Source organism: Kitasatospora sp. NPDC058032 (assembly GCF_042885845.1).
Classification (GTDB): Bacteria; Actinomycetota; Actinomycetes; order Streptomycetales; family Streptomycetaceae; genus Kitasatospora.
The window spans coordinates 187326-208949 of record NZ_JBHVRK010000016.1 but is presented as its reverse complement, the minus strand read 5'-3'; the positions used below and the strand labels follow the sequence as shown (position 1 = coordinate 208949).

Sequence of the window (21624 nt, the reverse complement as noted above, 5' to 3'; positions counted from 1 at the left end):
CCCGCCGCGGCCCGGCCCGTCTGGGCCGCCCCGGCCCGCCGTCCCCCCCCCCCCCGGACCCCCGGCGCGGGGCCGCCGGCCCACCGAGGTGGTCCCGACGGCCCGGCGCCGGCCAGGACACGCCCTACCGGACGGCGGCCGGTGCCGGGGCGTACCCGGCCGGCCGGGTGGTGAAGGTGCCCCGGCCCTGGGTGCGGCTGCGCAGGGCGGTCGCGTAGCCGAACAGCTCGGCGAGCGGCACCACGGCCGTCACCACCGCCGTCCCGCCGCGCGGGGCCGAGCCCCGGACGCGGCCCCGGCGGGCGGCGAGGTCACCGAGGACCCCGCCCACCGACTCCTGCGGCACGGTCACCGTCACCTCGGCGACCGGCTCCAGCAGCACCATCCGGCAGGCCCGCAGGGCCTCGCGCAGCGCCAGCCGGCCGGCGGTGCGGAAGGCGAGCTCCGAGGAGTCCTTCGGGTGGGTGGCCCCGTCGGTCAGCACGACCCGCAGGCCGGTGACCGGGTGGCCGCCCAGCGGGCCCTCCGCGAGCGCGTCCCGGCAGCCCGCCTCGACCGCCTGGACGTACTCCTTCGGCACCCGCCCGCCGGTGACGGCGGACGCGAACACGAATCCCCCTTCCTGCTGCCCGGCCGGGCCGTCCAGCGGTGCCACGTCGAGCACCACGTGGGCGAACTGGCCGGCGCCGCCGTCCTGTTTGACGTGCCGGTGGACGTGCCCCGTGACCCCGCGTTCCACGGTCTCCCGGTGGGCCACCTGCGGGCGGCCGACGGCCACCTCCAGTCCGAGCCGGCGGATCCGCTCCACCGCCACCTCCAGGTGCAGTTCGCCCAGCCCGGACAGCACCCGCTGCCCGGTCTCCGGGTCGGTGCGGACGACCAGCGACGGGTCCTCCTCGGCGAGCCGGGCGAGCGCGACGGCCAGCCGGTCGGTGTCGACCGTGCGCCGCGCCTCCACGGCCACCGTCACCACCGGCACCGCCGTGACGGCGGGCTCCAGGACCACCGGCGCTGCGGGTGCGCAGAGCGTCGCGCCGGCGCGGGCCGCCTTGACGCCGATCACCGCGACGATGTCCCCGGCCAGGGCCGTGTCCGTCTCGGTGTGGTTGTCGGCCTGCACCCGCAGGATCCGGGCGATCCGTTCGGTGCGACCGGTGCCGGCGTCCAGCACGGTGTCCCCCTTGCGCAGCGTGCCCGCGTACAGCCGCAGGTAGGTGAGCCGGCCGGTGGCGGTGACGTTCACCTTGAACACCAGTGCGGTGAGCGGCCCGCCGGGATCGGCGGACCGTTCCACCTCCGCACCGTCGGCCGTCCCGCCCGCCGTGCCGACCGCGGCGCCGCGCACCGCCGGGACGTCCAGCGGTGACGGCAGGTAGGCCGTGACGGCGTCCAGCAGCGGCTCGATCCCGCGGTTGCGGTAGGCCGAGCCGCACAGCACCACCACGGCCTCGCCGCTACGGGTGAGGTCCCGCAGCGCCGCGGCCAGGGTCACGGTGGAGAGCGCCGAGTGCTCGACGTACTCCTCCAGCGCGGCCGGATGGAGCCCGGCCACCGCCTCGTCCAGCAGCCGGCGCCGTCGCCCGGCCTCGGCCCGCAGCCCGTCGGGCACCGTCCCCTCCCGGAAGCCGTCCCGGTCGGGGCCGTCGTCCCAGGTCAGGGCACGCATCGTCAGCAGGTCGACGACACCGGTGAAGCCGCCCTCCCGTCCGATCGGCAGCTGGACGGCGAGCGGGGCGGGGTGCAGCCGCTCCCGGACGGAGGCGACGGCCGCGTCCAGGTCGGCGCCGGCCCGGTCCATCTTGTTGACGAACGCGATCCGCGGCACGCCGTGCCGGTCGGCCTGGCGCCAGACGGTCTCGCTCTGCGGTTCCACGCCCGCGACGGCGTCGAACACCGCGACCGCCCCGTCCAGCACCCGCAGCGAGCGCTCGACCTCGTCGGCGAAGTCGACGTGGCCGGGGGTGTCGATGAGGTTGATCCGGTGACCGTCCCAGACGCAGGCGACGGCCGCCGCGGAGATGGTGATGCCCCGCTCGCGTTCCTGCGGGTGGCAGTCGGTGACGGTGGTGCCGTCGTGGACCTCGCCGCGCCGGTGGGTCTCGCCGGTCAGGAAGAGGATCCGCTCGGTGACGGTGGTCTTGCCCGCGTCCACATGGGCGAGGATGCCCAGGTTGCGGACGGCGGCGATGGTGGTGGTGACGTCGGTGCGCATGGCCCGGTGCCTTTCGAAGCTCTCGGGACGAGAAGGGCAGCGCGATTGCGGCGGCGACGGCGACCCGCGAGGCGAGGGGTGTTCCCGGGCCCGGGTCAGAGGGTCGTCGCACGCCCCCGGTGCCGGCCGCGCGGCGGGCACCGGAAGGACGAGGACACCAGGATCACCTCGAACCGGGACGAGGGGACGACAGCAGCGGTGCGGTGGCGCACGACCGGTCCTCCCTCGACTCGTCACGGCGCGCGCCGCCGGAATCCCGGGCGGCGCGCCTCTGGGTGTCGAGTGTAGGAACCGGCCCGCCCCGGGTCACCCGGTTATTCCCTCCGACCGGCCGTCAACCGGCGGCGACGGGAGGGGAGGTCAGCCGCGCCGCCCGAGCGCCTTCGCCCGGGCAGCGCCCCGACCCGGGCGGCCGGGGCCGTCCTCGGCCTCCCGGCGTCGCCCGGCGGGCGGGACCTTGAAGACGGTCCCGAGGGCGACCCCGGCCAGGACCAGCAGCAGCCCGGCGTACTGGAGCGGACCGAGCGCCTCGCCCGCCACCGCCGTGCCGAGCAGGACGCCGGTCAGCGGGTTGAGCAGTCCCACCAGCCCGACCGTCCCGGGCGACAGCCGGCGCAGGCCGGCGAACCAGACCGTGAAGGCCAGCGCGGTCGCCACCACCGCGACGTAGCCGAAGGCGAGCAGTTCCCGCCCGGTGGGCACCGCGGGCGCGCCCTCGACCACCGCGGCCGACGGCAGCAGGACCAGCCCGCCGGCCACCAGCTGCCAGGCGGTGGTGGCGAGCACGTCCGGGCCGTCGCGCCAGCGGCCGGCCAGCACATAGCCGAGCGAGGAGACGAGCATTGCCGCCGCCGAGGCGGCCAGACCCGGCAGGGAGACCGGTTCGGCCCGGGTCAGCAGCATCAGCCCGACCCCGCCCAGGCCGACCAGCGCGCCGAGCAGATGGGCCCGGGCGGGACGGGCGGCGGTCAGGGCCCAGGCCAGCAGCAGCATCGCCAGCGGTGAGGCCGCCATCACCGTGGAGGCGACGCTGGTGGCCAGCGACTGCGAGGCGATGTAGAGGAGGACGAAGAAGCCCGCGGTGTTGAGCAGCCCGAGCAGCGCCGAGCGCCACCACCAGGCTCCGCGCGGCAGGCGCGGGCGCAGCGCCAGCAGGAGCAGTCCGGCCGGCAGGGCGCGCAGCGCGGCGCCCCACAGCGGACGGTCGGCCGGGAGGAACTCGCGGGTGACGTAGTAGTTGGCGCCCCAGGCCACCGGCGCGACGGCGGTCAGCAGCACCCACCGAAAACTTGCTTCCATGGAAGACAATATAACTTCCCGGGAAGCCATCGAGCTAGGATGCCGGACATGGAGCACAGCCGAGACAGCCACCCGACGGACCCGGCCCCCGATCGCGTCGCCCTCATCCAGGCCGACTGGCGCCGTGAGCGTCCCGACCTGGACGTCTCCCCGCAGGCGGTGATCGGACGGCTGCACCGGCTGGCCGGCCGGCTCACCGAGGAGCTCTGCCTGGTCTACGGCCGCTACGGGCTGGGCGAGGGCGAGTTCGACGTGCTGGCCGCGCTGCGCCGGGCGGGCGCGCCGTTCGAGCGGGCACCCGGGGAACTGGCTGCCCGCACCATGGTCACCACCGGCGCCATGAGCAAGCGGATCGACCGGCTGGAGCGGGCCGGCCTGGTCACCCGCCGGCGCAGCGAGGCGGACGGGCGCGGCCGGGTGGTCGCCCTCACCGAGGCCGGCCGCCGGCTGATCGACGAGGCGTTCACCGCCCACATGCGCAATGAGCACCGTCTGCTCGACCTGCTCACCCCCGAGGAGGCGGCCACCCTGGAGGGCCTGCTGACGACGTGGCAGCGGCGGCTCGACCACAGCGCGGACCCGACCGGGAAATCCGGATGATCCGACCGGATCCCGCACGATAGCGTCGCGGGGTGACGAACCGGACCTGGGACCTCCTCCTGCTCGGCGGCGCCTCCGGCGTCGGCAAGAGCCTGGCCGCCGCCCGCATCGCGGCCGGCACGGGCGCCTTCGTCGTCGAGTTCGACGACGTGGTCGCCGCCGTCCAGGAGCTCACCACCCCCGAACAGCACCCCGCCCTGCACCACTTCGGCGAGGGCGGCGCGGTCGAGGAGCTGACGCCCGAGCGGGTGCTGGACCTCCAGATCGCCACCGCCGAGGCGCTGGAGCCGGCGCTGCTCGGGGTGGTGCGCAACCGGCTGACCGTCCCGGTCCCCGCCGTCGTCGAGGGCGACTACCTCACCCCGGCCGGCTGCGCCCGCGCGCTCGCGCTGGGCCGGGCGGCGGGACGGAACGTCCGGGCGCTGTTCCTGCACGAGGGCGACGCCGCCCGGATCACCGCCAACTACGCGGCCCGCGAACCGGGGAGCGGCGTGCAGGCGGACCGCGCCGAGGTCAGTGCCCGGTACTCGCACCGGCTCGCCGCCGAGGCCCGCCGGCACGCGCTCCCGGTGGTCGACTGCCGTCCGTGGTCGACGCTCGCCGACCGCGTGGACCGCGCCCTGGCCGCCGCGGGCGGCTCCCCCGGCGGTCAGATCAGCGTGTAGCCGCCGCTGCGGAAGGTCGAACCGACGTTGCTGCAGTAGGCGTAGGACCAGACCCCGCCCGAGCGGGTGGCCCCGTACACCACCTGGTTGTTGGCGCAGACGGCCCAGGCGTAGTAGCTGCGGGTGCCGTCGCAGGCCACGCCGTAGCTGACGTAGTTGCTGTACGTCGAACAGGTCGTCACCCGGGCGGGCGCGGCCGTGGCCGGGACGGCGGCGAGGACCGGGACGGCGAGGGCGGCGGTGGCGGCGACGGCCGCGGCGGCGGTACGGATGCTCATGACTTCCCCTCCGATGGGGCTCGTTGACGAGGACGGGGTGGTGCGCGCTCCACTGTGCGCCCCCGGCGCGCGTCGAACTCTGCAGCAGGACGGGAAACCGGCGATCCTCACCACCACGGCCCGGACGTCCTGTTGTGTCATGTTCCCGAGAGGAATGGGGCTTTTGTTCGCGCGGCCGAACGGGTCGGTTCACCGACGCGTGGTGTGAAGGTCTTTCGTGGACGATTGGCTGCCGTCGGCTCGGTGATCATGCACCCGGGCCGCGCCGTCCAGCGGCGCCCCGTGCCACCGACCGTGTCCTGCGCTCGCACCGGCGGCACACACGTCCCGTAGCAGTACGAGGAGCTGAACCACCGAATGTCACCGCCCGTCACCCCCACGACGACCGCCCCCGTTCCCGCACCCGCCGCCGCACCCGGCGCGGGCCGCCGCCGGCGGCCCGCCGCGGTGGTCGCGCTCTGCGCGCTGGTCGCCGCCGGCCTGCCCGCCCTCGCCACCTCCAGCGCCTGGGCCGCGCCCGGCGGACCGGCCACGGCCGGAGCCGAGCGCACGGCCGCCGAACCCGGCCTGGTGCTCGACCGCCCCGGGGAGTCGGTCGTCACCCGGCGCGAGGTCACCCCGATCGCCCCCGGGCTGACCATGACCGCCTTCGACCGGCTCGGGAAGACCGGCTGGCTGCGCGGCAAGGTCCTGGTCGCCGACCTCGCCACCGAGGGCCTGAGCGTCGACTACCTGTCCTCCGGCCAGGTGACCACCCGCCAGACCGTCACCGACATGGCCCGCGGCGCCGGGGCGGTCGCCGCCATCAACGGCGACTACTTCGACATGAACGCCTCCGAGGCGCCGCTCGGGGTCGGCGTCTCCCGCGAGGGCGGCCTCGTGCACGCCCCGATCGAGGGCTGGAACCAGGCCGTGACCGTCGGCACCGACGGCCTCGCCCGGATGGCCGAGGTGTTCCTGGAGGGCCACGCCGCCCTGCCCGGCGGCCGTGAGCTGACCCTCAACGGCGTCAACACCTACGGACTGCCCGCCGACGGCGTCGGCCTGTTCACCCCCGCCTGGGGCACGGCCTCCCGCGCCAAGGTCGCCGACGGCTCCTCCGAGGTCGTCGAGGTGGAGCTGCGTGACGGCCGGGTCACCGCCGTGCGCGAGCAGCCGGGCGCCGCCGTGCCCGAGGGCGCCACCGTGCTGGTCGGCCGGGAGGCCGGCGCCCGCGCGCTGCGCGAACTCAAGCCCGGCGACCAGGTCTCCACCGGCTACCGGCCGCGCGCCTCCTTCGGCGAGGTCGCGGTGGCGGTCGGCGGCTACCAGGTGCTGGTCCGCGACGGCGTCGCGATGCGGCCCGGCGAGAACGACGGCAACGAGCCCAACGCCCGGACCGCCGTGGGCTTCTCCGCCGACAACAAGCGGATGTACCTGGTCACGATCGACGGCCGGCAGGCCGACAGCCCCGGCATCAGCCTGCCCGACCTCGCGGTGCTGATGCGGGACATGGGCGCGCGGAACGCGCTCAACATGGACGGCGGCGGCTCGGCGGCGATGGCCGCCCGGCTGCCCGGCACCGCCCGGGCCGGCACCGTCAGCAGCCCGTCCGACAACGGCGGGGAGCGTGCCGTCGCCAACGGGCTGGGCCTGTTCTCCGCGCCGGGCTCCGGCCAGGTCAAGGGCTTCCGGGTCCGGCCCGCGGAGACCGTGGACACCGCGGCCCGGGTCTTCCCCGGCCTGCACCGCACCGTCCGCGCGCTGCCGCACGACGAGACCTTCGGCCCGGTGGCCGGTGCCACCCCGCCGGTCCGCTGGTCGGCCGCCAAGGGCACGACCGGCGGCGCGCCGGCCAGCGGCGCCGTCGAGGTGTCCGGCAAGGGCACCGAGGCCGTCGTCACCGGCCGCACCTCCGGCCCGGCCGCCGTCACCGCCGCCGCCGACGGCGCCGAGACCGCCACCCTGCCGCTGACCGTGCTCGGCGCACCGGTGCGGATCACCGCCGGCACCGACCCGATCGGCCTGGAGGGCGCCGGCGCCACCGCGAAGATCGCCGTCACCGGCTACGACGCCCAGGGCCACGCCGCCCCGGTCGAGGCCGCGGACATCACCGTCACCGGCGGCGCGGGCGTCGTCGGGACCTCCGCCGCCGACGACGGATCGATCGCCCTCAAGGCGCTCGCCGACGGCACCTCCGCCACCCTCAAGCTGACCGTGGGCGGCCTGGAGACCGCCGTCGCCGTCACCGTCGGCATGACCGAGAAGCCGTTCGCCGACTTCTCCGACGCGGCCGCCTGGAAGTCCGGCAACGACCGCGCGCCCGACGGCGGCGTCGCCCCGGCCGCCGGCCACGACGGCGGCAAGGGCCTGCGCCTGGCCTACGACTTCACCAAGTCGACCGGCACCCGCGGCCAGTACGCCATCGCCCCCGAGGGCATCGTGCTGCCCGGCCAGCCGCGCTCGATCACGATGTGGATCGAGGGCGACGGCAACGGCGCCTGGCCGCGCGTCCAGTACCGCACCGCCGCCGGTGTCACCGCCAACCTGGACGCGCCGATGGTCACCTGGACCGGCTGGCAGAAGGTCGAGTTCCCGATCCCGGCCGGTGTGCAGTACCCGCTGACCTTCCAGCGCTTCCGGCTGATGGAGACCAGCGCCGCCCGCTCCTACACCGGCGCGCTGACCCTGGCCGACCTGCGGGTCAAGGTGGCGCCGGACGTCGAACTGCCGGTGCGCCCGCGGGTCACCGACCCGGTGGTGCTCACCGACGGCACCGTGGACGGCAAGCCGCTGCGGGTCGCGGTGATGTCGGACGCCCAGTTCATCGCCCGCGCCCCGGAGAGCGACATCGTGCAGGCCGCCCGCCGCACGCTGCGCGACATCGCCGCCGCCAAGCCCGACCTGCTGGTCATCGCCGGCGACCTGGTCGACGAGGCGAGCCCGGCCGACTTCGCCCTCGCCCGCAAGGTGCTGGACGAGTTCGACCAGCTGACCGGCCGCAGCATCCCCTGGCACTACGTGCCCGGCAACCACGAGGTGATGGGCCCCGGCACCATCGACAACTTCAAGGCCGCCTTCGGCGAGACCAGCGAGGTGTTCGACGTCAAGGGCACCCGCTTCATCACCCTGAACAGCTCGCTGGGCTCCTTCCGGGCGAGCGGCTTCGACCAGATCGCCAAGCTGCGCACCACCCTGGACGCGGCCGCGCAGGACCCCTCGGTCACCGGTCTGCTGCTGTTCGACCACCACCCGACCCGCGACCCGCTGCCCGACCAGGGCAGCCAGCTGGGTGACCGCAAGGAGGCCGCGCTGGTCGAGCAGTGGCTGGCCGGCTTCCGCGCGGGCGGCAAGTCCGCCGCCATGGTCAGCGGCCACGTCGGCGCCTTCCACGCGAGCAGCGTCGACGGCGTCCCGTACCTGATCAACGGCAACTCGGGCAAGGGCCCGGCCGCCGAGCCGGACCGCGGCGGCTTCACCGGCTGGACGATGCTCGGCATCAACCCGGCCGCCGGCAGGGTCACCGACCCGTACGCGGTGCCGGACGACGCCTCCGCCTGGCTGCGCGCCGAGGTGCGGGCCCGCGCCGACGCGGTGCAGCTGACCGCCCCCGAGTCGCTCGGCCTGCTGGACTCCGCGCCGGTCAGCGCGACGTTCACCCAGGACGGCGAGCGGACGGTGCCGGTCGCCTGGCCGGTCACCGCCCGGTGGGGCGGGCGGGGTGTGCACGTCGGCCCGGCCGCCAAGGCCCCGCACGGCAGCATCGCCGCGTACGACCCGGCCACCGGCACGCTCACCGGGCTGCGGCCGGGCAGCGCGACGCTGACCGTCACCGTCGGCGGCGTGACGGCGGAGCGCGCGCTCACCGTCGGCTCGGTCCCGGCGTGCACCACCACGCTGCGCGGTGCCCAGAAGAAGCTCGCGGTCACCTCCGGCGTCACCTGCCTGGACGGCGCGACCGTCACCGGCCCGGTGCTGGTCCAGCCGGGCGCGGCGCTGGTCGCCGACAACTCGACCTTCAAGGGCCCGGTCTCGGCCCGCGGCGCGGCGGCCTTCGTGCTGACCGACTCCCAGGTGTCCGGCCCGGTCGCGGTGAGCGGCTCCACCGGGCAGGTCGCCCTGCTCTGGTCGACCGTCGACGGCCCGGCCCACCTGGCCCTCAACACCGGCGGCACCGCCGTCGCCGGCAGCACCGTGCGCGGTCCGCTGGACTGCGCGGGCAACACCCCGGCCCCCGGCAACGGCGGCCACGGCAACACCGTGAACGGCCCGAAGGGCGGCCAGTGCAGCGCCCTGTGACGCTGCCGTTCCGTTCCTGACCCCGGCCCGTGCGGCCGCCACCGCCTCGACGGCGGCGGCCGCACGGGCCTTCGGCGTTCCCTCGGTGTCCCTTCGACCCTCCTTCGGCGCTCCTTCTGCGCTCCCTCGGTGTTGCTCGAGCCCGCGTCAGCGGTTCACAGCCCCCAGAACTCCCCGCTCAGCCCCACCGAGCGCAGGTGGTCGGCGGCCTCGGCCGGCTCGCGCCGGGTGTACGGCGAGCCGAGCCGGCCCTCGTACCAGTGCGCGGCGAGCCGCCAGAGCGTGGCCAGGTCGAGGACGGCGCCGCGCGGGTTGCCGGTGGCGGCGAGCCAGTCGTCGACGCAGTCGGTGGAGCAGAACAGCCGCTGGTGGGCGCAGGTGTGGACGACGTCCTGCCACATCCGGGCCGCGGGCACCAGGAAGTGCGCCACCTGCTCACCCGCCGGCGGGGCCTGCCGGGTGACGGTCCAGGCGTGCGCGCGCCCGCAGGCCGGGCAGGTGGTGGCGACCAGCGCCGGATCGGCGCCGGGCACCAGGTGCGGCAGCGCGAAGGAGTCCCAGGCACAGCCGCCGAACCACAGGGTGGCGTCGGCCATCACCGAGAAGCCCAGCGGCACGGCGGAGAACGGGTGGGCCATGACGATCGTGTCGTCGGGGCCGAGTGCGAGGTGCCGGGCGTCCGCGAGCCGGCGCAGGCCGGCGCGGATCTCCGGCGCGGTGACGCCCAGTTCGGCGGCCAGCCGGTCGTGCCCGGGGGCCCGGCCGGTGGCGGCGAAGGAACGGTAGACCGCGAGTCTCAGCTCTTCGGTGTCCATGCCGTCAGCCTGCCACGACCGGCTCCACCTCCACCCCCTGACGGTCCGTCACTTCGCCGGCCCCTCAACCGGCCAGGCCGTCGTGGGCCTCCCGGTGGGCCAGCACCTCGGGCATGTTCTCCTCCGCCCAGTCCTTGATCGCCCGCAGCAGTGGGAGCAGCCCGGCGCCGAGCGGGGTGAGCGCGTAGTCGACCCGGGCCGGGACCGCCGCGGTGACCGTCCGGGTCAGCAGACCGTCGCGTTCCAGGGCGCGCAGGGTCTGGGTGAGCATCTTCTCGCTGACCCCGGCGAGGCGGCGGCGAAGGTCGCTGTAGCGCTGCGGTCCGTCGGCCAGGGCGTTGATGATCAGGCTGACCCACTTGTCACCGATCCGCTCCAGTAGCTGCCGCGCGGGGCACTCGGCGAGGTAGGCGTCGTAGCCGGCCCGGGCGGCCGAGCGGCGCTGGGCGGCGGTCGTGGTCGCCATCGGCTCTCCTCTCCGTACGGTACGCACTCGCGGGTGCGTACTTCCTGCCGGGGAGCAACTCTCCCTAGGTTGGGTGCCGTTGGCAAGCCCCGCCGTCCGCCGCGGGCGGTGGCGGCCCCCTGCTGGAAGGAGAGCGCGATGCGCGCCGTGGTCGTCCGCCGGTTCGGCGGTCCGGAGGTCCTGGAGCTGGTCGAGGTGCCCGTCCCCGAGCCGGGGCCGGGCCAGGTTCGGGTGCGGGTGGCAGCCGCCGGGGTCAACCCGGTGGACGCGGTGACCCGCGCCGGGGTGCTGGCGCAGGCCGGGCTGATGGCGCCGCGGGAGGCCGTCGGCATCGGCTGGGACGTGGCCGGCACGGTGGAGCGGATCGGCCCCGGGGTGTCCGGATTCGCGGTCGCGGACGCGGTGATCGGGCTGCGCGACCGGCTGGACGTCCCGCTCGGCGGCTACGCCGACGCCCTGGTGCTGGACGCCTCGGCGCTCGCCGCCGCGCCGCCGGGCGTGCCGGCCGTCGAGGCGGCGACGCTGCCGCTCAACGGGCTCACCGCCGTCCAGGCGCTGGACCTGCTCAACCTGCCGCCCGGGGCGACACTGCTGGTCACCGGCGCGGCGGGTGCGGTCGGCGGCTTCGCGGTCCAGCTGGCGGCGCGCCGCGGACTGCGCGTGGTCGCGGTGGCGGGCGAGCGGGACGCCGGGCGGCTGCGGGAACTGGGGGCGCGGTGGTGCGTGCCGCGCGACGCACCCGACATCGCCGCCGAGGTCCGCGTGCTGGTGCCCGGCGGCGTGGACGGCGCGCTGGACGCGGCGCTGCTCGGGGTGGCGGCGCTCGGCGCGGTGCGCAACCGGGGGGCCTTCGTCGCGGTGTCGGCGGGTGCGGCACCGCCCGGGCTGCGCGGGATCCGGGTCGTGCACGTCTGGGTGGCGGCGGACGGCGCCGCGCTCGCCGGGCTCGCGGCCCTGGCCGCGCGCCGCGAGCTGGCGCTGCGGGTGGCCGACACCCTGCCGCTGGAACGGGCCGCCGAGGCGCACCGCCGACTGACGCGGGGCGGTCTGCGCGGGCGGCTGGTCCTGCTGCCCTGACCGCGCGGGGCCCGGGCCGGGCCGCCGCGCGGTCCGCGGGGCCCGCGGGGGCTGGCATGATCGCAGGATGAACGACCGAATCATCGCCGCCTGTGACGGGGCGGCCAAGGGGAACCCGGGCCCGGCGGCCTGGGCCTACGTGGTGGCCGACGGTGCGGGGGTGCCGCAGCGCTGGCAGGCCGGCCCGCTCGGGCGCAACACCAACAACGTGGGCGAGCTCACGGCCCTGGAGCAGCTGCTGGCCGCCACCGATCCCGCCGTGCCGCTGGAGGTCCGGCTGGACAGCACGTACACCCGTGACGCGGTGACGAAGTGGCTGAAGGGCTGGAAGCGCAACGGCTGGAAGACCGCCGCCGGCAAGCCGGTGGCCAACCAGGAACTGATCCAGCGGATCGACGGGCTCCTGGAGGGACGCGAGGTCGCGTTCGTCTACGTGCCCGCCCACCAGGTGGACGGCGATCCGCTGAACGCCATCGCCGACAAGGCCGCCAGCGACGCCGCCCGCACCCAGGAGGCGGCCGGCGGGACCGCCGCCGACCTGCCGGTCCCGGACCCGGTCACGAGCGCCCCGCCGCGGGCCCGCCGTGCCGCCCCCGCCTCGGCCTCGGCCTCGGCCTCGGCCTCGGCCTCGGCCAAGCGTCGGACCGCCGGCGGCTCCACCGGCTCCGGCGGCGCTCCGACGCTCTCCGCCCGCTTCCCCGGCACCTGCCCGTGCTCCCGCCCGTACGCCAAGGGCGACAAGATCACCAAGGTGGGCGCCACCTGGGGCCACCTGGAGTGCGCGGCCACCCGGTCCTGAGGCGGATCGCTCAGGAAGCGTCCCGTCCCCGGCCGGCTCGGCGGACCCGGAACCAGGCGACGGCGGCCGTCAGGCCGACCGCGCCGCCGGCCCCGAGCTTCACGGCGCCCTTGGCGAGCAGCCAGCCGAGGCCGGGGACGGTCCAGCCCAGCCAGTGCAGCATGGCCAGCAGCAGCGCCGCGCCGCAGAGCCCGGCCAGCACCGTGACCACCACGGCTGACCCGACGGGCAGTTCACGCTCGGTCACGGCAGGATCGTTCGCCCCCTGGGTGTCCATGACGGCGAGTCTGCCACGCGGACACCCCGGGCGGACCCCGCCGATCGGCCGGCCCGGGCCCGGGGTTCAGCGCCGGGCGCGGTGGGTGTCGCCGACGTGTTCGCCGGTCTCCTGGTCGGGGAAGCTGACGGCGAGGGTGACCCGGTACTCGTCCACGTCGTCGCGGTGACCCGGCACCCGCGCCCAGGCCAGCGAGTGCACTTCGGCCTCGGGCGCCTGCCGGCACCAGGCGGCGGCCTCTTCCAGGGCGCGGGCCGCCGACCGTCCGGTGCAGACCACGGCGGTGTAGGCGGCCACCGCGAGATCGCCGCCGCTGCGGCCGTCTCTGGAGGCGGACCGGACGGCCGCTGCCGCCCGGGTCAGATCCCGGGCGAGGTCGTCGACCACGCGGGGCGGCGCGGGCAGGACGGCCGGGGGCTCCACCACGGTCTCCGGCAGGTTGGTGCTCATCTCTCAGGGCCTCCGTCCCTCTGGGCATCCGCTCGGTCGCGCGCCCCGCCCCGTCCCGGGATCCGCATGATCACGGGCACAGGATGCCGGGCCGCCGTTCCTGGCATGACCACTTTCACCAGAACGTCACCCGTCCGGGGAAGACGCCGTCCCGCGCTCGACACCGGACCGGCCGCACTGATAATGAGGGGCCCGGGCATCCGGGCAGGTCAGCTCGCCCCGGCACGGGCGCCGCCCGGAGCCCGGCCGCACGTGCGCGTACCACCCCCGTGCTCCGGACCGCCGTCCCGGGCGCCCGGGCGCGCCGGCCCCGCGACCGGCCGACGACCCGCTCGCGCCCGTGACGGAGTCGTCCAACTCCTGTAGCACAAACAGGAAATCGCGGGCCGCCCGACGCCGTAGGATCCTGCCACGTCGCCGCCCGCCGCACCGGCGGGCGCCATCGGAGGGGGTTCCATGGACCGCAGGTCACCGATCATGTCCGGCCGCCGGTACGGCTGGCTGCCCGCGCTGGCCCTCGCGGCCGTCGCGATGGCCGGCTGCTCCTCCTCGGGCGGCGGCTCGACGACGGCCGCCTCCGCGCCGGCCACCACCGGCGCCGCTCCGACGACCACCGCGGCCGCTCCCGCCACCACCGCGCCGGCCACCGCCGCCCCGGCCCCGACCGCGACCCCGGCCGCCCCCACCGCCGGCACGCCGGCCGGTACGCCCGCCGGCACCGGCAAGCGGCCCGCGGACGCCTGCAGCCTGCTGACCTCCCCCCAGGTGGTCGCCGCCGTCGGCACCGGCGGACCGTTCACCGGCACCCACCCCGATCCCAGGAACGGCAAGCCGGTCTGGGGCTGTACCTGGGGTTCCCGGCAGTCCTTCGCCCACATCCAGGAGATGGACCCCGCCCTGTTCACCTCGCTGAAGTCCAACCCGGAGTTCACCTCCACCCCGGTCCCCGGCATCGGCCAGGACGCCTACCTGCTCCGCGACAAGAACGGCCGCCGTCCCGAGGTGAACTTCCTCACCGCCGACGGCCACGCGTACTCCGTCGAGGTGGTCAAGGACCGCGGCCCGGGCGACGACGTGAACGCCGACGCCGAGGCGGCCGCCGCCACCGGACTGGCGCTGCTGCTGTCCAAGGGGGTGTAGCCGCCGCACCTCCGCCCGGCGCAGCCGGTTCCCCCCGGGGCGTGAACGGGGCGGGCACGGTGGTGCCGGGCGGCCGCGGGTGCGGGACGGTCGTTCGCACAACGACGCCACGGCGCCGTTGTCCGTACTCCCCCCGACAGCCAAGGCGGATCGCATGAGCCGACCTCACCCACCCGCGCGCGTCACCGGACCGGCCCCGGACGCCCCCGGTCCCGTCCGGCCCCACTGCCCCGCCCGACCCACCCGGCCGCCGCGGTCGGCGGCGGCCCTGCTCGCCGGGCTGGCGCTGCTCCTCCCGGCGCTCGCCGCCGGCGCGCTCGGCGGTGCGACGCCCACCCGGGCCGACAATCCGACCGTCTCCGTCAACAATCTGCGCACCGCCTGGGACGCCGCCGAGCCCGGTCTCGCCCCGGCCAGGGTGTCCTCCGCCGACTTCGGCCGCCGCTGGTCCACCGCCGTGGACGGCGCGGTGTACGCCCAGCCGCTGGTGGCCGGATCGACGGTGGTGGTCGCCACCGCGACCAACCACGTCTACGGCGTCGACGCGGCCGACGGCCGGATCCTGTGGCAGCGCTCGCTCGGCGCCCCGGTGCCCGCCTCCACCGCCTGCCTCTCCCCCGGCACCGGCATCATCTCCACGCCGGTCTACGACAAGGCGAGCAGGACGGTCTACCTGGTCTCCAAGTCCGGCGACGGGGGCGGCGCGCGCTTCTCGGTGCACGCCCTGGACGCCGCCTCGGGCGCCGAGCGCGCGGGCTGGCCGGTCCCCGTCGAGGGCTCGGCGGTGAACAGCCCCGGCGTGCCGTTCGACCCGGCCACCTCCGCCCAGCGGGCCGGGCTGCTGCTGCTGGACGGCGCGGTCTACTTCGGGTTCGCCTCCGACTGCGGGGTCGGCACCTACGTCGGCACGGTCGCCGGCGTCAACACCAGCACCCGCAGACTCACCCTCTGGTCCACCGAGTCCGGCTCCGCCTCGCAGAACGGGGGCGTCTGGATGAGCGGCGGCGGCCTGGTCTCGGACGGCCCCGGGCGGATCTTCCTGGCCACCGGGAACGGCGCGGGCGACGGCGCCTCCCCGCCGAAGGGCCCCGGCGACCGGCCCGGCGGCCACTTCGCCGAGGCCGTCGTCCGGCTGGGCGTCACCGCCGACGGCAGCCTCGCCCCACGGGACTTCTTCAGCCCCACCGACAACCGGGCGATGGACCACGGGGACATCGATCTCGGCTCCGGCGGCCCGGCCGCCCTGCCCTCCGGTTTCGGCACCGCCGCGCACCCGCGCCTCATGGTGCAGGTCGGCAAGGACGGCCGGATCTTCCTGCTCGACCGGGACCGCCTCGGCGGCATGGGCCAGGGCCCCGGCGGCACCGACGGCGTGGTCGGCACCACCGGCCCGTTCAAGGGCGTCTGGGGCCACCCGGGAGTGTGGGGCGGCGACGGCGGCTACGTCTACCTGGTCGAGAACTACGGCGCGCTGCGGGCCCTCAAGTACTCGGTGAACGGCGCCGGGAACCCCCAGTTGACGAGCGCCGCGACAAGCGCCGAGGGCTTCGGCTACGCCTCCGGCTCACCCGTGGTCACCTCCGACGGGACGGCGACCGGCTCGGCCCTGGTGTGGACCGTCTACTCGGGCACCGGACCGGGCGGCCAGAACGGCGAACTGCGGGTCTACGACGCGCTTCCGGTCAACGGCACGCTCACCCTGCGGCGCAGCTTCGCGCTCGGCACGGTGACCAGGTTCTCGGTGCCCGCGACCGACGGCGGACGGGTGTTCGTCGGCACCAAGGACGGCCACCTGCTGGCGTTCGGCCGCTCCGCCTGACCCGCTGGAAGCTCCCCGGGAGGCGCCCGGGAGACGCCACCTGACAGACCCTTCGTCGGCCCACTCGACACGGCACTGCCCGCGCGGCACACTCGACACCGGTTTTGCCGCGCGGGCCCGGTCCGGCCGCGGAGCCCGTCGCGTCACCCGTTCGAGCGCGTTTGGCACGCTGTCGCGCGGGTTGGCCCGGCAGGCGGGCCCGGCGGCTCGTAGCGTCCTGCTCCAGGGGCCGCCGGGCCCCGAACCCCACTTCACCGAGGAGGGCAACTCCCATGAAGTCCCCGCTCACCACTCCGCTGACCGCCTCCACCGCCACCACCGTGCCCGCCGCCGCGGCGGCCCCGGCCAAGCCCGTCTGGTCCGCCCCTGCGGTGGAGTGCCACCGCACCGGCGCCGAGGTCACCGCGTACGCCGCGCGGACCACTCGGTGACCCACTCCCCCACCGGCGCCTCCACCACCGCGTCGACCCGCGAGGAGTTCGCGGCCAGGCTGTACGGCCTGCGGGGACGGTACTGGGACACCCACCCGTTCCATCTGCGCCTGCACTCCGGCGGCTGCACGCCGCCGGAGCTGCGGCGCTGGGTCGCCAACCGCTGGTACTACCAGCTGGTCCTGACCCGCAAGAACGCCGCGATCATCGCCAACTGCCCGCTTCCGGAGGTCCGCAGGGAGTGGACGCGGCGGCTCGGCTACCAGGACGGCCCGCACGAGGGCGCGGGCGGGCTGGCCGACTGGCTGGTGCTCGCCGAGGCCGTCGGCCTGGACCGCGCCGAGGTCCTGGACGAACGGCACGTGGCCCGCGGCACGCGCTTCGCCGTCGACGCCTACCTGACCTTCTGCCGGACCCGGCCGTGGACCGAGGGCGTGGCGGCGGCGCTGACCGAGATGTTCTCGCCCGACCACATGGCCGACCGGGTGGTCGCCTGGCAGAAGCACTACGACTGGATCGACCCGGCCGGCTACGCCTACTTCGAGCACCGGATCCCCGACGCCCGCCGGGACAGCGCGCAGACCCTCGATCTGGTGCTGGAGCACTGCGTGACGGCCGAGCAGCAGCGGGCCGCGGTGGAGGCGCTCGCGTTCAAGTGCGAGGTGCTGCGCGCGATGCTCGACGCCGTCGACTACGGGCCGGAGGGCGCCGCCCCGACCGGGCCCGCCGCACCGGCGCAGACGTCGGTGGCCGCCGGGACCGCCGGGACCGCCGGGTGAACGCCGCACCCGCCGCCGCGGCCCCCGGGCTGCGGCGCGGGGTGCGGCTGGTCGACGACCCGGTGCGCCAACAGGCCGCGCTGCTCTACCCGGAGGGCGTGCTGCTGCTCAACGCGACCGCCGCCGCCGTGCTGCGGCACATCGACGGCCGGCGCGACGCGGCCCGGATCACCGCCCGGCTCGCCGAGGAGTACGAGGGCGTGGACGCCGGCCAGGTGCTGGCCCTGCTCACCGACCTCGCCGCGCGCCGGCTGCTCACCCTCGACGGCACCGGCGCACCCGCCGAGCCGTACCCGGCGGCCGGGCTTACCGGCGCCGCCGCCGGGAAGCGGGCGCCCGCCCCGCTCGGCCTGGTCGCCGAACTCACCCACCGCTGCCCGCTGCAGTGCTCCTACTGCGCGAACCCGGTCGAACTCACCCGGCAACGCGACGAGCTGGACACCGGGCAGTGGCTGCGCATCCTCGACCAGGCGCGCGGCCTGGGCGTGCTGCAGATCCACCTCACCGGCGGCGAACCGCTGCTCCGCCGCGACCTGGCCGTCATCGTCGCGCACGCCCGCGGCCTCGGCCTCTACACCAACCTGATCACCAGCGGTCTGCCGCTGGACGGCCCGCGCGCCGCCGAGCTCGCCGCGGCGGGGCTGGACCACGTCCAGCTCTCCGTCCAGGACGCCGATCCGCACCGGGCCGACGCCATCGCCGGACTGACCCGGCTGACCGGCCCCACCGGCCACGAGCGCAAGCTCGCCGCGGCCGCCCTGCTCACCGGCGCCGGCCTGCCGCTCACGGTCAACGCGGTGCTGCACCGGGGCAACGTCGCCCGCCTCGGCGCCATCGCCGACCTCGCCGTCGAGCTGGGCGCCGACCGGGTCGAGCTCGCGCACACCCAGTTCTACGGCTGGGCGTGGGTCAACCGGGCCCACCTCGCGCCCGACGACGAGCAGGTCCGCCGGGCCGAGGAGGACGTCGCCGAGGCCCGGGCGCGGCACGGCGACCGGATCGAGATCACCCACGTGGTCGCCGACCACCACGGCGGCACCGCGAAGCCGTGCATGAACGGCTGGGGGAACGAACAGCTGGTCGTCGCACCGGACGGCGCCGTGCTGCCCTGCCTGGCCGCCGCCCAACTGCCCGACCTCGCACTGCCGAACGCGGTCACCGACGGGCTGGCGGCGAGCTGGCACGACTCGCCCGCCTTCAACCGGTACCGCGGCACCGACTGGATGCCCGAGCCGTGCCGCGGCTGCGCGCTGCGCGAGCAGGACTTCGGCGGCTGCCGCTGCCAGGCCTTCCAGTTCACCGGCGACCCGGGCGTCACCGACCCGGCCTGCCGGTTCTCCCCGCACCACCACCTGGTGCGGGGGGAACCGGACGCGGAGCCCGCGCCCGCTCCGGCACCGGTTCCGCGCAGGTTCACTGCGCCCGTCCCGCCCGTCCCGCCCGTGCCACCGGTCCGGCCCGCCCCGGACCCGGCCTGAGGAGCACCCGCTGAAGATCCGGATCCTCGGCACCGCCGCCGGCGGCGGCCTGCCGCAGTGGAACTGCGGCTGCGCGGGCTGCGCCACCGCCCGCCGCACCGGCGCCGTCCGCAGCCAGGACTGCCTGGCGATCAGTGCCGACGGGACCGCCTGGTACCTGGTCAACGCCTCGCCGGACCTGCGCTCCCAGCTGCTCGCCGCGCCCGAACTGGCGCCCGCGCCGGGCACCCGGGCCACCCCGCTGCGCGGTGTGCTGCTCACCAGCGGCGAACTCGACCACACCCTGGGGCTGGTGACCCTGCGGGAGGCCGCCGAGTTCTCCGTGCACGCCACCGCGCCGGTCCGTACCGCGCTCCACGAGGCGTTCCCGGTCGGCCCGCTGCTCGCCCCCTACACCAAGGCGCACTGGCGCACCGTCACCGCGGGGACACCCGTCGAGCTGGCCGGCGGGCTGGTCGCCGAGCCGCTGGCGCTCGGCGGCAAACGCCCCCGCTACGCCGCCGGCCCGCTCGCCCCGTCCGCCGGTGGCCCGTCCGACAGCCCCTGCGGCGAGCGGACGGACTGGGTGGTCGGCTACCGCTTCACCGAGGCGGGCGGCCCGGCCCGCGCCGTCTACGCGCCCGGCCTCGCCGCCTGGACACCCGGCCTCGACCGGGCGGTGGCCGACGCCGACGTGGTGATCCTGGACGGCACCTTCGCCACCGACGACGAACTCGCCGAACGCACCGGCGGCGCCCGCACCTCACGCGGCATGGGCCATCTCGCCGTCGCCGACTCGCTCCCCGAACTGGCCCGCCGGCCCGGCCCGCGCTACCTCTACACCCACCTCAACAACACCAACCCGCTCGCCCACCGGGGTTCACCGGAGGCCGCCGCCCTGGCGCCGGCGCTGGCGGCGACGGGCGCTGCCGTCGCCGAGGACGGGATGCTGCTCGATCTGGGAGGTTCCCCTTCCCGGACGGCCGTCTGACCGCGTCCGGTCGAACGCGGCCACCGTCCGTTCACCGAACGGTGGCGCCCGGGATCGCCCCCGGACACCAAGCCCCTGTCGGATCGTCGTGATACTAATCATTCCGGAAACGACGACTGTCATGCACCGGCGGGCACGATGGTGACAACCCGTCCGTTCCCGGGGGGACCGGACGGTGACGGGAGGGGCACGGCATGGTGAGCAGGAACGGCGAGGCCACGCGGGACGGCGGGAAACCCGCCGGGACCGGGACGCGGCGGACGGGCCGGACGGCCGGCCGCCGACTGCGGCTCGGCAAGCGGGTGACCGGGATGCTGGCGGTGTTCACCGCCCTCGCGGCGCTGACCGGTTCTCAGACCGGTCTCGGCTTCTCCCCGGTCGCCGCGGCGGGTGCCGCGGAGGCGCTGCCCGACACGGCCACCACGCTCCCCGGCGGCGCGGCCGACGGCAGCACCGCCTCGCCCTTCACCACCAGCGTTCCCGGGATTCCCGGCACGCTCGGCATCGCGCCCGTCGACGGCGGCGGCACCCTGCCGCTGCTCCAGCCCCCGCTCTCCCCGCTCACCTCGCCCTTCGCCGACCCGCTGCGCACCGGGCCGTCCCTGCCGGAGACGGTCTTCGCCGCCTACCGCAAGGCCGAGGCCGCGCTCGCGCAGCGCTCGCCCGGCTGCCACCTCCCCTGGCAGCTGCTCGCCGCGATCGGCGAGGTCGAGTCCGGCCAGGCCGGCCGCGGCGCGGTCGACGCCGCCGGGACGACGTTCCGCCCGATCCTCGGCCCGGTGCTGAACGGCGCCGGCTTCGCGGCGATCGCCGACACCGACGGCGGGCGCTACGACGGCGACGCCGTCTGGGACCGCGCCGTCGGGCCGATGCAGTTCATCCCCTCCACCTGGGCGTCCTACGGAGTCGACGCCAACGGGGACGGCAAGGCCGACCCGAACAACATCTTCGACGCCTCCGAGGCGGCCGGCCGGTACCTGTGCGCGGGCGGCCGCGACCTGTCCGACCAGGCCCAGCTGGACCGGGCGATCCTCGGCTACAACCACTCCAACGAGTACCTGCGCACCGTCCGGAACTGGATGGCGCACTTCGGCAGCGGCAGCCCGGTCACCACCCCGGACCGTCCGGGCACGGTGAGCCCGCTCGCCCCGCTGCTGCCCGTCACACCGCCGAGCCCGCTCGCGCCGGTGACGCCGAGCCCGACCACCGGCTCGCAGCCGACCCCGGAGCAGGGTTCCGGCCCGGCCACGACGCCGTCCGGCACCCCGTCCACGGCGCCCACCGGCACCCCGTCCGGCGCTCCGTCGCCGAGCGCGACGCCCTCCGGCTCGCCGTCGTCCGCGCCCTCGCCCTCCGCGAGTGCCTCGCCCTCGGAGCAGCCGGGCACCACCCCGCCGACCACGCCCGGCACCACGCCGTCCGGCAGCGCGAGCCCCTCCGCGAGCGCGGCCCCGACCGGTACGCCCAGCACGACGCCGTCCGGGACCCCGTCGACGACGCCGAGCGGCACCCCGACCGGCACCCCGAGCGCCACGCCGACGGGGACGCCCACCGAGACGCCCACCGGCTGTGCGACGCCGACGGACGCCCCCACCGGCACCCCGAGCGCGAGCGCGAGCCCGTCCGCGAGCGCCAGTCCCTCGGCCACGCCTAGCGCGACCGCCACCCCGACCGGTCCCGGCTGCCCCACGCCGACCGCCCCTTCGACGGCCCCGACGGCGCTCCCGTCCGGCTCCGCCTCCCCGAGCGCCGCGCTCTCCCCCTCGGCCGCCGCGCCCTCGGCGCGCTGAC

Annotated in this window: 19 protein-coding genes; 12 read left to right on the top strand and 7 right to left on the bottom strand. The window is 76.4% G+C overall.

Annotation, left to right across the window (positions count from 1 at the left end; translation table 11 throughout):
• Positions 1-124: 124 nt before the first annotated feature.
• Together fusA and ACFVUH_RS25115 are read right to left on the bottom strand one after the other, a co-directional pair.
• Positions 125-2212, bottom strand: coding sequence for an elongation factor G (fusA, locus tag ACFVUH_RS25120; RefSeq protein ID WP_387915443.1), 2088 nt, complete (start codon positions 2210-2212; stop codon positions 125-127).
• A 360-nt stretch (positions 2213-2572) separates the two neighbouring features.
• Positions 2573-3511, bottom strand: a complete 939-nt coding sequence (locus tag ACFVUH_RS25115; RefSeq protein WP_387915442.1) for a DMT family transporter — start codon at positions 3509-3511, stop codon at positions 2573-2575.
• Positions 3512-3559: 48 nt separating this feature from the next.
• Between ACFVUH_RS25115 and ACFVUH_RS25110 the strand changes: the two genes are divergently transcribed.
• On the top strand, positions 3560-4111 hold the full coding sequence (locus tag ACFVUH_RS25110; protein WP_387915441.1) for a MarR family winged helix-turn-helix transcriptional regulator: 552 nt from the start codon (positions 3560-3562) through the stop codon (positions 4109-4111).
• 32 nt (positions 4112-4143) lie between these two features.
• Positions 4144-4776 carry an AAA family ATPase gene (locus ACFVUH_RS25105; RefSeq protein ID WP_387915440.1) on the top strand — a complete coding sequence of 211 codons (633 nt, stop codon included), beginning with the start codon at positions 4144-4146 and terminating at the stop codon, positions 4774-4776.
• Here ACFVUH_RS25105 and ACFVUH_RS25100 read toward each other — a convergent pair.
• Positions 4761-5054, bottom strand: coding sequence for a hypothetical protein (locus ACFVUH_RS25100; protein ID WP_387915439.1), 294 nt, complete (start codon positions 5052-5054; stop codon positions 4761-4763). The two genes, ACFVUH_RS25105 and ACFVUH_RS25100, sit on opposite strands and share 16 nt — an antisense overlap.
• A 357-nt stretch (positions 5055-5411) precedes the next feature.
• Here ACFVUH_RS25100 and ACFVUH_RS25095 point away from each other — a divergent pair, with 357 nt between their 5' ends.
• Positions 5412-9332, top strand: coding sequence for a phosphodiester glycosidase family protein (locus tag ACFVUH_RS25095; protein ID WP_387915438.1), 3921 nt, complete (start codon positions 5412-5414; stop codon positions 9330-9332).
• Positions 9333-9487: 155 nt separating this feature from the next.
• On the opposite strand, the gene merB is transcribed toward ACFVUH_RS25095, so the two are convergent.
• Together merB and ACFVUH_RS25085 are read right to left on the bottom strand one after the other, a co-directional pair.
• Positions 9488-10147, bottom strand: coding sequence for an organomercurial lyase (gene merB, locus ACFVUH_RS25090; protein ID WP_387915437.1), 660 nt, complete (start codon positions 10145-10147; stop codon positions 9488-9490).
• A gap of 64 nt (positions 10148-10211) precedes the next feature.
• Positions 10212-10613: a winged helix-turn-helix transcriptional regulator gene (locus ACFVUH_RS25085; protein WP_387915436.1), complete on the bottom strand. Its 402-nt coding sequence runs from the start codon at positions 10611-10613 to the stop codon at positions 10212-10214.
• Between the two features lie 138 nt (positions 10614-10751).
• Here ACFVUH_RS25085 and ACFVUH_RS25080 point away from each other — a divergent pair, with 138 nt between their 5' ends.
• On the top strand, positions 10752-11690 hold the full coding sequence (locus ACFVUH_RS25080; protein WP_387915435.1) for an NADP-dependent oxidoreductase: 939 nt from the start codon (positions 10752-10754) through the stop codon (positions 11688-11690).
• 67 nt (positions 11691-11757) lie between these two features.
• Positions 11758-12489 carry a ribonuclease H gene (locus ACFVUH_RS25075; protein ID WP_387915434.1) on the top strand — a complete coding sequence of 244 codons (732 nt, stop codon included), beginning with the start codon at positions 11758-11760 and terminating at the stop codon, positions 12487-12489.
• 10 nt (positions 12490-12499) lie between these two features.
• Here the strand turns inward: ACFVUH_RS25075 and ACFVUH_RS25070 are convergent, their stop codons facing one another.
• Together ACFVUH_RS25070 and ACFVUH_RS25065 are read right to left on the bottom strand one after the other, a co-directional pair.
• A complete protein-coding gene (locus ACFVUH_RS25070) occupies positions 12500-12736 on the bottom strand; it encodes a hypothetical protein (protein WP_387915433.1) in 237 nt (78 codons plus the stop codon).
• A 96-nt stretch (positions 12737-12832) separates the two neighbouring features.
• Positions 12833-13216, bottom strand: a complete 384-nt coding sequence (locus ACFVUH_RS25065) for a hypothetical protein (RefSeq protein WP_387915432.1) — start codon at positions 13214-13216, stop codon at positions 12833-12835.
• A 456-nt stretch (positions 13217-13672) separates the two neighbouring features.
• On the opposite strand from ACFVUH_RS25065, the gene ACFVUH_RS25060 reads away from it, so the two are divergent.
• The 7 genes from ACFVUH_RS25060 to ACFVUH_RS25030 all read left to right on the top strand — a co-directional run bounded on the left by ACFVUH_RS25060 (position 13673) and on the right by ACFVUH_RS25030 (position 21623).
• Positions 13673-14356 (top strand): hypothetical protein, encoded by a 684-nt coding sequence (locus ACFVUH_RS25060; RefSeq protein ID WP_387915431.1) that lies wholly within the window; start codon positions 13673-13675, stop codon positions 14354-14356.
• Between the two features lie 154 nt (positions 14357-14510).
• Positions 14511-16175 carry a PQQ-binding-like beta-propeller repeat protein gene (locus ACFVUH_RS25055; RefSeq protein ID WP_387915430.1) on the top strand — a complete coding sequence of 555 codons (1665 nt, stop codon included), beginning with the start codon at positions 14511-14513 and terminating at the stop codon, positions 16173-16175.
• A gap of 272 nt (positions 16176-16447) precedes the next feature.
• Positions 16448-16606, top strand: coding sequence for a pyrroloquinoline quinone precursor peptide PqqA (pqqA, locus tag ACFVUH_RS25050; RefSeq protein WP_355367616.1), 159 nt, complete (start codon positions 16448-16450; stop codon positions 16604-16606).
• On the top strand, positions 16603-17385 hold the full coding sequence (gene pqqC / locus ACFVUH_RS25045; protein ID WP_387915429.1) for a pyrroloquinoline-quinone synthase PqqC: 783 nt from the start codon (positions 16603-16605) through the stop codon (positions 17383-17385). Before pqqA ends, pqqC begins: the two co-directional genes overlap by 4 nt.
• A complete protein-coding gene (gene pqqE / locus ACFVUH_RS25040; protein WP_387915428.1) occupies positions 17382-18863 on the top strand; it encodes a pyrroloquinoline quinone biosynthesis protein PqqE in 1482 nt (493 codons plus the stop codon). The genes pqqC and pqqE overlap by 4 nt, the downstream gene beginning before the upstream one ends.
• Positions 18802-19833 (top strand): pyrroloquinoline quinone biosynthesis protein PqqB, encoded by a 1032-nt coding sequence (pqqB, locus tag ACFVUH_RS25035; protein ID WP_387915448.1) that lies wholly within the window; start codon positions 18802-18804, stop codon positions 19831-19833. Before pqqE ends, pqqB begins: the two co-directional genes overlap by 62 nt.
• A gap of 194 nt (positions 19834-20027) precedes the next feature.
• Positions 20028-21623 (top strand): lytic murein transglycosylase, encoded by a 1596-nt coding sequence (locus ACFVUH_RS25030; RefSeq protein ID WP_387915427.1) that lies wholly within the window; start codon positions 20028-20030, stop codon positions 21621-21623.
• Position 21624: the final 1 nt, after the last annotated feature.

Excerpts from the sequence above, each read along its gene's own strand:
- ACFVUH_RS25110 (WP_387915441.1), top strand. The coding sequence starts at position 3,560 with ATGGAGCACAGCCGAGACAGCCACCCGACGGACCCGGCCCCCGATCGC.
- merB (WP_387915437.1), bottom strand. The coding sequence starts at position 10,147 with ATGGACACCGAAGAGCTGAGACTCGCGGTCTACCGTTCCTTCGCCGCC.
- pqqA (WP_355367616.1), top strand. The coding sequence starts at position 16,448 with ATGAAGTCCCCGCTCACCACTCCGCTGACCGCCTCCACCGCCACCACC.
- ACFVUH_RS25030 (WP_387915427.1), top strand. The coding sequence starts at position 20,028 with ATGGTGAGCAGGAACGGCGAGGCCACGCGGGACGGCGGGAAACCCGCC.
- ACFVUH_RS25095 (WP_387915438.1), top strand. The coding sequence starts at position 5,412 with ATGTCACCGCCCGTCACCCCCACGACGACCGCCCCCGTTCCCGCACCC.
- fusA (WP_387915443.1), bottom strand. The coding sequence starts at position 2,212 with ATGCGCACCGACGTCACCACCACCATCGCCGCCGTCCGCAACCTGGGC.
- ACFVUH_RS25075 (WP_387915434.1), top strand. The coding sequence starts at position 11,758 with ATGAACGACCGAATCATCGCCGCCTGTGACGGGGCGGCCAAGGGGAAC.
- ACFVUH_RS25115 (WP_387915442.1), bottom strand. The coding sequence starts at position 3,511 with ATGGAAGCAAGTTTTCGGTGGGTGCTGCTGACCGCCGTCGCGCCGGTG.
- ACFVUH_RS25055 (WP_387915430.1), top strand. The coding sequence starts at position 14,511 with ATGAGCCGACCTCACCCACCCGCGCGCGTCACCGGACCGGCCCCGGAC.
- ACFVUH_RS25085 (WP_387915436.1), bottom strand. The coding sequence starts at position 10,613 with ATGGCGACCACGACCGCCGCCCAGCGCCGCTCGGCCGCCCGGGCCGGC.
- ACFVUH_RS25060 (WP_387915431.1), top strand. The coding sequence starts at position 13,673 with ATGGACCGCAGGTCACCGATCATGTCCGGCCGCCGGTACGGCTGGCTG.
- ACFVUH_RS25100 (WP_387915439.1), bottom strand. The coding sequence starts at position 5,054 with ATGAGCATCCGTACCGCCGCCGCGGCCGTCGCCGCCACCGCCGCCCTC.
- ACFVUH_RS25065 (WP_387915432.1), bottom strand. The coding sequence starts at position 13,216 with ATGAGCACCAACCTGCCGGAGACCGTGGTGGAGCCCCCGGCCGTCCTG.
- ACFVUH_RS25080 (WP_387915435.1), top strand. The coding sequence starts at position 10,752 with ATGCGCGCCGTGGTCGTCCGCCGGTTCGGCGGTCCGGAGGTCCTGGAG.